Here is an 8,572-nt window from a genome sequence, read left to right on the forward strand (position 1 = left end):
ATAAGAAGGCTGATGGTGGAAATATAAAACATGGCCACACCCTTGTGGGCGGCAAAGTAGATATTAATCAACAGCACATAACGGGGGACCTTGGCCAGGCAGTTGAGCATGGGAATGATCAAAATGGTGGTCAGCCTGGACCGCTCATCCGGGATCCCCTTGCAGGACATGACACCTGGCACGGCACATCCGCCCACATAAATGCCGCCAAGCACCATGGGCAGGGTGGACTGGCCGTGAAGGCCGTACCGGCTGAAAAGCCGGTCCATGATAAATGCCATTCGCGGCATGTAGCCGCTGTCTTCCATGACAGCGATCAACCCGAAAAGAATAAAGAAGATGGGAATGTAGTTGAGCAGGGCATTTACCGAATCTATCAGCCACAAAGCAAATGCTGAGATCAGGGGTACATCAATGAAGCCAGGGTCCGGGACAATGGCGGCAACCCACCCCCGCAGCTTGGCCAGAAGCGGCCAGGTATAGTTGGTCAGGTTGTACCCCTGGACAATGGAGAGATAGTAAAGCAGCCAGATAACAGCCACCAGAACCAGGGGCCCCATGAATTTATGGCAGACCACGGCATCAATCCGGTCGGACATGGGTTTTTTCTTTTCAGCCGGCAGGGTCAGGCAGCCGGCAGCCACCTTGTCGGCTGCCGCATATCTGGCCTGGGCCACGGCAAGCGCTGTGTCCTGGTCATGTTCGGCTTCAAATTGATTTTTCAAGCCAGCCACACGGTCAAGGATTTTTGTGCCCCGGGTGCCTTTTTCCCTGATCAGTTTTTGGATCTCTTCATCGCCTTCCATGAGTTTGATGGCAAGCCAGCGGGCCGGATATGCCCCAAGATCGCCCGGATCCTGCCGGATCATTTCGCAGATACTGTTTATACTGGCTTCCATGGGGCCGTAATCCACCTTGAACCGGGCAGGGGAGGATTTTTTGCGTCCAGTGTCTGCTATGGCGTCAAACAGCTCCTTTTTCCCCCGGCCCTGTTTCATGGACGTGGCCACCACAGGTACCCCTAAAATCCGGGTCAGTTCCTCTACATTTATGTTTACCCCCCGGTTCTCAGCCACATCCATCATGTTCAGGTCAAGGACCATAGGGTTTTCCATCTCCATGACCTGGAATGTGAGGTACAGGCACCGCTTGATGTTTGAGGCGTCCATGACATTGACCACGACATCGGGTTTGTCATTGAGGATGAAATCCCTTGATACCCGTTCTTCCGGGGAATAAAAGGTCAAAGAATAGGTGCCGGGAAGATCAACCACATCCACCCGGGTGTCCCCATACTTGTACCACCCGGACATTTTGTCCACAGTGACCCCGGGATAATTGGCCACATGCTGTTTGGCACCGGTCAGGGCATTGAAGACCGTTGATTTCCCGCAATTGGGCTGACCGGCCAGGGCCACTAACACTCTGTCTCTCATCTGCATTCCACCTCAATAAACCGGGCTTCATCATGTCGCAGACTGATGAAATAACCGTCGATCTCCACTTCCATGGGGTCTTCCAGGGGGGCGTTGCGGACCACGTTCAGGGTGAGACCGGGATAAATCCCCATATCCATCAGCCGCTGGCCAAGTTTGTCCCTGATGGATAGCTTTTTGATTGTTCCGCTGTTGCCGGGCTTAAGTTCATCCAGTGTCATAATTATCCTTTCACTTAACTATGCTTTATTTTTAAACTTTTTAACACAATGAGGTTTTGTATTTGTAAAGATACATACTGATTAAATTAAATACTTGTTAGTTTTATCTAATCCATAAATGAAAAACTTATTTTCATTTTATAAACTTTTTGTCAATGTTTTTTTAAATTTTGTGAGATTGGACAGTAGGTCTTTAGGAATTGAAAACTGTGAGAAGAAGCATAAGAGATATGGCACAAAGAATTAAACCTGCCAGGGCTTCAAGTATATCTCCTGAATTTTTTGCAAAAGAGAAACGCCGGGGCAGGGGAGCAAGAAGGGCGGCTTTCCCGGCCATGGCCATCAGAACGACCAGAGACAGCGTTGCTGCCATGCCAAGGGTGATGGCACAGGCCAGCATAATGGCTAATCCGGGTAATCCTAAGGACAGGCAGAACAGGACAGCTAAAACAACGCCGGGGCAGGGAATCATGCCCATGAAAACGGCGGGCAAAATGGACTTGGCATCCATGGTTGCCCGGATCTTTTCAACAGACGTATCGTGAACCGGTATAATTTTTTTCCATACCGGCAGTTTGCGCAAAAAAAGAAACAGGCCCAGAATAATAATCAGTGAATAACTTGCAATCTGGGTAGTCCGGGTGATCGAAGCAAGGGTGCCTGAAATGGATGTATGCAGGATAAATTTGACGCAAAAAACCAATGCCGCCCCGGACATCCCATGGCTGACGGCCAGGATATTGCCAAAGACAAGGGCCTTGGGAAGCGTGGGCTTAATCGAGATAATATAGGACAGGGCAAGGGCCTTGCCGTGGCCGGGACCGGCAGCGTGCAATAGCCCGTAAACAAATGCCGCTGCCAGAACCCACAACAGGGGGCCGACTTTCCCGGTATTTTTTGCCTGCCGGATCAGGGCCGTCATTTTTTCCTTGATTTTCATCTGGAAAAAGATGATGCGTTCCATAATACTTGAACCTGGGATACATGAGTCTGGGGCACTTGAACCCGGCGTTGGGGAGATGGAAACTTCCCGTGCCGGCTGCAAAGAATCGTCCTGGTTTTGGGGAGCCGGATTCGTGTTTTTCCGGGTAAATGGATTGGCCTGGGCAGTGCAAAACGTGACAAAAAAAAGGCCCCATGCAATACCGGCTATAATGAGAAAAACGGGCCAAAACCGTTTGGGAAAAGGTCTGTCCGGGCCTAGGATGTCAGAAGTATCAGGGTCCATAAAAGGCTTATATGGGATGCCTGTTGTTTTTTCAAGACCTTAAAAATTTAAGTTTATTTAAAAAGCCCATTGTCTGTTTTTATATCAGTATGTTATTAGAGTCGTGGAAGTTTATATTGCCGGTTACCCCATGGAATGATTGCGTACGCACGGGCGTTCCCCGTTGAACATAATTGCCGTGTAAAAATTGATTGATGAATAATGCCCTTAAATCATTAAATAAAACCAAATAAGGAGAAATTATGGGACTCAAAGAAGAACTGGAAGAAAAAGCGGAAAGCTGTGATTCACCGGAAGAATACATTGGTGTGGCCAGGGAAATTGTAGCAGGTCTGGATGACAAGGACTGGGCCGTTGAGCTGATGGAAGAGGGTGCTGAATGGGCCCAGACCTATGATGAGACCGTGGTATATGCCGAGGCAGCCAAGGAGATCATCGGTGATGATGACGTGGTAGGCAATTTTCTTTCCAACGCTAAAATGCTGTGCACGAGCGCTGCAGATTTCATTGGCCTTGGCACTGCTGCAGGCAAACTTGGCCTGGATGATATGGCCAAGGAGATGAATGAGGCTGCCATGGGAAAATGCACCAAGCTCACCGATTTCCTCAATCTGAGCAATGAGCTGGCCAAAACAGATCCGGACATGGCCAAAAAGGTCATGGACAAGGCCTTTGAAAAATGTACAAAACCAGAGGATTTTGTATCTTTTGCCAAATCCATCCTGGACAGCACCAAGGATAAGGATAAAGCCAAGGAAATTTATGAAAAAGGCATGGCTGCCGCCACTACGGCTGACGGATTCAGCGCCCTTGCCGCAGGGGCTATAAAAGATCTGGGTGATAAGGATTTTGCCCGGGCCGTTTATGAAAAGGCCCTGGGGTCCCTGGAAAAAGGGGATGAACTGCTCAAGTTCGCCGGTATCGTCAAGGAACAGCTGGATGACAATGATTTTACCCTGTCTATTTATAAAAAAGCCGAAGCCCAGTATACAAAGTTTGATGAATACCTGAAACTGGCCAAAGCAAGTTTCGAGAATACCGGTGACAAGGCATTTGCCTCAGGTGTTTACCAGAAAGCTGCCGCCACCAATCCCGACTGCGTCCAGCTGGTTTCCTTGGCCATGGCCATGGCCAGAGACTTAGGTGATACCACCGCAGCCCTGCTCGTATTGAAACAGGCCCAGGCTGCCGTGAAAAATAATGAGGAGTTCCTTAAAACCGCTGAAGCCATTCTTGAAGTGGCCAAGGACGACAAAGCATGGACCGACGCCATTGCCTTCCAGAAAGCCAAACGTGAGGAGTTCGGCAAACTCTACAATGATTTTGCCCTGAGTGAAAACGAGTGTAAAAATTGCTCCCCCATGCGTGTACTGGCTGCTGAGGTGGTTAAAGAAACCGGCGATATCCATTATGCAGCCAAACTGTACAAAAAAGCCCAGGGCCTTACCATTCATTTCAGCGATTTCATCAAGCTGGCTGCCGCCATCCATGCAGATCTCAATGATGCGGAATGGATCAAACAGATCTATACGGCACTTCTGGACAAATGCAAAAGCTTTGGCGATTACAACACCTTGACCAATGCCATTCAGGATACCCTTGGGGACAGTGCCTGGGTAAAAGAGATTTATGCAGGCATAGAGAAAAAGGCTGCCGGCAACGCAGATCTCATGAAGCTTGCCGCTGTAGCCATTGAGAAGTTCAATGACAAGGCGTGGGCCAAAAAACTTGTGGGTGCCGCAGGAAGCAAGGCCAAGACTGTTTACGACTTTACCTTTGCAGCGAGTGCTACCCTGAACCTGCTTAAAGACAGGGACGGTGCTTTGGCGCTGTATAAATCCGCCGAAGGCCTTTGCCGCACTAAAAAGGATTATGCCGGTCTGGTGGCGTTGGTTAAACAGCAGACTTCGGATAAGGCTATCCTTTCAGAACTGTTGGACCTGGGCCGCCAAAAACTGACCGAATTCAGCGACCAGATCTTTTTGGCTGAAACCTTTCTGATCGATGCCCAGGATGCCGAGAATGCGGCGGCTGTGTATGAAGATGCAGAACGCAACGCCTTGACCAATGAGGCATTGTCCCAGTTAGGCACCAGCGTTTCTGGTCGTCTGGGTGATGCCAAATGGGCATCCCGCATTTTGGCAAAGATCAGATAAAGTTATGTCCCTAAAACTTTTTTGTTGACAAGTTATAAAAGTATGGTAGGTTGTTTTTAACGCCAATTTTTGAATTAAAAAAACTGGCTGCATAACCTCCTTATTATCCTTAAAAAATCAGCCGCCGGATTTGCCACCCGGCGGCTGATTTTTTTTAGATGGTTCGGGTGAAAAGGTATTCCCTTTTCACCCGGGCCTATCAAGGGTTACTTGTCTTCGGACATGGTCTTCAGCTGGGCTTTAACGGCGTTGAGCTCCTGTTCCAGTATTCTGGCCCTGTCCTGGAGCGCGGTTTCATTTCCGGTCCCAGGTACAGCAGCGGGGCCAAACCCGCGTCCCATACCACGGCCCATAGCCCAGCCGCCACCGCCAAATCCCCGGCGGCATCCCCGACCGCCAAATCCCGCCCCGTAAAAGGCCTCGGCATCTGTGCCGGTCATGTTCTGGTTTCCGCAAATCCCCCGACCTCTTCCGGTCATGGATCCTAACCCCTGTGGTCCTCTCTGATTAAATCCTGGCATGACATTTCCTCCTTATATACGTTATGGTCATTTGACCATAATATAGAATCGTCGTTTTGTGCTGTCAAGGAAAATAATGGTCAAATGACTATTATTTTTTTTAGTTTCAAAACGTGACTTTGTGATTTTGGATTTTTACTTAAAAAAACCAATGGATTAAAAGAACATATACTTTGGTTAATGACATGGAATGGTTGCATGGTAAGGAAAGGATCTTGACACAGGGGGAGACTTTGAGTAGTTTGTGTGAAACCGTATAACGAAGGAGGTCGATTCATGCAAGATGCCACTCCGTTTCAAGCCCGGGACCTTACTCCTGATATGCAGAAAACCCAGCTGATCGACATGTTCACCCGTATTGTTGTCCATTACGGCCTCTGGTTCAATGAAGTCCAGCACCAGATGGGCATGGAAAAGGCACTTACCGCTCTGGATAAGGCCACACAATCTTCGATTTCCATTCTCATGAAACATCTGTCCGGCACCCTGGGATTTGAACTGGACCAGGGTATGCCCAAAGCGTTGATGTCACTGGATGACGCCACAACCGAAAAATTGATGGCAGCCGTGGGAAAATCCTGGCTGGCCAATGACGGAGTCTGGTTTCAGGCTGTGGAGTTCGAGCACGGCATGAACGATGCCAAACGGTGCAATGACTCCTGCTGGGCTCGTTTTTCCCCCTTTGAAGCCCACCGCATAAAAAATATTCTGGGCCTGGGCAAACATCCGGGACTTGAGGGTCTGAAAAAGGCCCTGAATTTCAGGATGTATGCGTTTATCAACCGCCAGAGCATTGTGGAAGAAACTGCGGACAGTTTTGTCTTCCGGATGAATGAATGCAGGGTCCAGCAGGCAAGGATGCGCAAGGGGCTGGATGATTATCCCTGCAAGTCCGGCGGTCTTGTCGAGTACGCCCGTTTTGCCGAAGGCGTTGATGATGCAATTAAAACCGAATGTATCGGGTGTCCGCCGGATCCCCATCCTGAAACCTGGTTCTGCGCATGGCGGTTTTCCCTGGCACAATGATGTTTTAAACCCGGTGTCTCAGGGTTCCTTAGTTTGATTGAGAAAAACAGTTAAATAGACAAAGCAGTTATTCAACCATATATTTTAAAAAGAAATGCGAATTATGGGAGTCACTTCCGACAAAATTCATGAATTAAGGCTAAAAGAGAAAAAGATCAAGGCCATGGGCGGTGAAAAAGCCCTGGCTAAACGCCGTGAAAAGGGCGTTCTTAACGCCAGGCAGCGTCTTGGTCTGTTGTTTGACGCCGGTACCTTCAGGGAACTGGACATGTTCGTGACCCACCGGTGCACCAATTTTGGCATGGAAACCAAGGAAATTCCCGCGGACGGTGTAATCACCGGGCACGGAAAGGTGGATGGCCGCCTGGTCTTTGCCTATGCCCAGGATTTTACGGCCTCGGCTGGATCCCTGGGAGAAATGCAGGCCAAAAAAATCTGTAAGGTCATGGATCTGGGCATAAAAGCAGGCGCTCCTGTTATCGGCATGAACGATTCCGGCGGCGCCCGGATTCAGGAGGGCATTGACGCCTTGTCCGGTTACGGCGAAATTTTTTTTCGTAATTCCGCGGCTTCGGGTGTGATCCCGCAGATCTCGGCCATCATGGGGCCCACCGCAGGCGGGGCCGTTTATTCTCCGGCCATGACCGATTTTATTTTCATGGTCAAGGAGTCCTCGTACATGTTCATCACCGGCCCCAATGTCATCAAGGCGGTCACCGGCGAGGTGATTTCCTTTGAGGAGCTTGGCGGTGCCATGACCCATAACGAAAAGTCCGGGGTGGCCCAGTTCGCCTGTGAATCGGATGAAGACTGCATTGAACAGATCAAGCAGCTTTTATCCTTTCTGCCGTCCAACAACATGGAAGATCCCCCGGTCAAACCCACGGACGATTCCCCGCATCGCATGGCCCCGGCCCTTGACACCATTATTCCGGACAAATCCAACCAGGCCTATGATGTCAAACAGGTCATTGCCGCCATTGTGGACGACGGCTATTTTTTCGAACCCCACCAGTATTTTGCCAGAAACATTGTGATCTGTTTTGCCCGGCTCAACGGCCGTCCCATCGGCATCATTGCCAACCAGCCCATGATTATGGCCGGCTGCCTGGATATTGATGCATCCGACAAGGCCACCCGGTTTATCCGGTTTTGTGACGCCTTTAACATTCCCATGCTGACCATTGCCGATGTGCCCGGTTACCTGCCCGGTTCCAACCAGGAGTGGGGCGGGGTCATCCGGCACGGGGCAAAACTTCTGTGGTGCTACGCCGAGGCCACGGTGCCCAAGCTTTTGCTGATCACAAGATAGGACTACGGCGGATCATATATAGCCATGTGTTCCAAACATCTTGGTGCGGACATGGCCTTTGCCTGGCCCATGGCCGAAGTTGCCGTCATGGGGGCCGAAGGCGCGGCAAATGTCATCCATGCAAGGGAGATAAAAAATGCCGAAGACCCGGCAGCCACGCGCAAGCAGAAAATAGACGCGTACAATGCACAATTCTCCAATCCCTATTGTGCCGCAGCAAGGGGGTATGTGGATGCGGTGATCGTGCCCAGTGAAACCCGGCCAAGGCTCATAGATGCCCTTGAGGCCGTGGCAACCAAACGGGAATACCGACCGGCCAAGAAACACGGAAATATTCCGGTGTAACAGCCATGGGCTGGCCCGGCGACATCTATGCTCAATTATGCTCAATCTTTGAAACCGTTTAAAAAGCCAAGGAGAGCTTTTTCATGAAAAATAAAAAACTGGCTGCGGCCATGGCTGCTGTTTACATGTATATCAGAACGGAAGAGGAGGCAGCCGTTGCTGCCATGCAAAGCCGGGCTGGGGCCAAACCTTTGGCACCGGCCCCTGTTGGACAGATGAACCTTTGGGGCCTTTCCGGCCGGCAGGCGATTATGAACGGCAATGCAATGATACGGCAAAGAATGCTGAAATGATAAAACACAAGACAATTTTATAATATATGTAGGA

General features: G+C 50.0%; 7 protein-coding genes and 1 pseudogene. 4 read left to right on the top strand and 4 right to left on the bottom strand.

The window, feature by feature from the left end:
• The 3 genes from feoB to AB7U36_RS13340 all read right to left on the bottom strand — a co-directional run.
• Positions 1-1,436, bottom strand: a 1,436-nt coding sequence (gene feoB, locus AB7U36_RS13330; protein ID WP_428160250.1) for a ferrous iron transport protein B, incomplete at its 3' end; no start/stop codon positions are given.
• The gene (locus tag AB7U36_RS13335; RefSeq protein WP_428160251.1) at positions 1,433-1,657 is read right to left on the bottom strand and encodes a FeoA family protein; all 225 of its coding nucleotides are present in this window, start codon (positions 1,655-1,657) and stop codon (positions 1,433-1,435) included. The genes AB7U36_RS13335 and feoB, both read right to left, overlap by 4 nt.
• A 193-nt stretch (positions 1,658-1,850) precedes the next feature.
• Positions 1,851-2,885, bottom strand: coding sequence for a nickel/cobalt transporter (locus AB7U36_RS13340; protein ID WP_428160252.1), 1,035 nt, complete (start codon positions 2,883-2,885; stop codon positions 1,851-1,853).
• A 242-nt stretch (positions 2,886-3,127) separates the two neighbouring features.
• On the opposite strand from AB7U36_RS13340, the gene AB7U36_RS13345 reads away from it, so the two are divergent.
• Entirely contained in the window at positions 3,128-5,041 is a 1,914-nt protein-coding gene (locus AB7U36_RS13345; RefSeq protein WP_428160253.1) for a tetratricopeptide repeat protein, read from the top strand.
• Positions 5,042-5,247: 206 nt separating this feature from the next.
• Here AB7U36_RS13345 and AB7U36_RS13350 read toward each other — a convergent pair whose 3' ends face one another.
• Positions 5,248-5,562 (bottom strand): DUF5320 domain-containing protein, encoded by a 315-nt coding sequence (locus AB7U36_RS13350; RefSeq protein WP_428160254.1) that lies wholly within the window; start codon positions 5,560-5,562, stop codon positions 5,248-5,250.
• Between the two features lie 276 nt (positions 5,563-5,838).
• Between AB7U36_RS13350 and AB7U36_RS13355 the strand changes: the two genes are divergently transcribed.
• The 3 genes and pseudogenes from AB7U36_RS13355 (at position 5,839) to AB7U36_RS13365 (ending at position 8,538) form a co-directional block, all read left to right on the top strand.
• Positions 5,839-6,588: a DUF6125 family protein gene (locus AB7U36_RS13355; protein WP_428160255.1), complete on the top strand. Its 750-nt coding sequence runs from the start codon at positions 5,839-5,841 to the stop codon at positions 6,586-6,588.
• Positions 6,589-6,691: 103 nt separating this feature from the next.
• Positions 6,692-8,245, top strand: a pseudogene (locus AB7U36_RS13360) (acyl-CoA carboxylase subunit beta).
• Between the two features lie 83 nt (positions 8,246-8,328).
• Positions 8,329-8,538, top strand: coding sequence for a hypothetical protein (locus AB7U36_RS13365; protein ID WP_428160256.1), 210 nt, complete (start codon positions 8,329-8,331; stop codon positions 8,536-8,538).
• Positions 8,539-8,572: the final 34 nt, after the last annotated feature.

The sequence above is a fragment of the Desulfobacter sp. genome (genome assembly GCF_050177295.1).

Excerpts from the sequence above, each read along its gene's own strand:
- AB7U36_RS13335 (WP_428160251.1), bottom strand. The coding sequence starts at position 1,657 with ATGACACTGGATGAACTTAAGCCCGGCAACAGCGGAACAATCAAAAAG.
- AB7U36_RS13340 (WP_428160252.1), bottom strand. The coding sequence starts at position 2,885 with ATGGACCCTGATACTTCTGACATCCTAGGCCCGGACAGACCTTTTCCC.
- AB7U36_RS13345 (WP_428160253.1), top strand. The coding sequence starts at position 3,128 with ATGGGACTCAAAGAAGAACTGGAAGAAAAAGCGGAAAGCTGTGATTCA.
- AB7U36_RS13350 (WP_428160254.1), bottom strand. The coding sequence starts at position 5,562 with ATGCCAGGATTTAATCAGAGAGGACCACAGGGGTTAGGATCCATGACC.
- AB7U36_RS13355 (WP_428160255.1), top strand. The coding sequence starts at position 5,839 with ATGCAAGATGCCACTCCGTTTCAAGCCCGGGACCTTACTCCTGATATG.
- AB7U36_RS13365 (WP_428160256.1), top strand. The coding sequence starts at position 8,329 with ATGAAAAATAAAAAACTGGCTGCGGCCATGGCTGCTGTTTACATGTAT.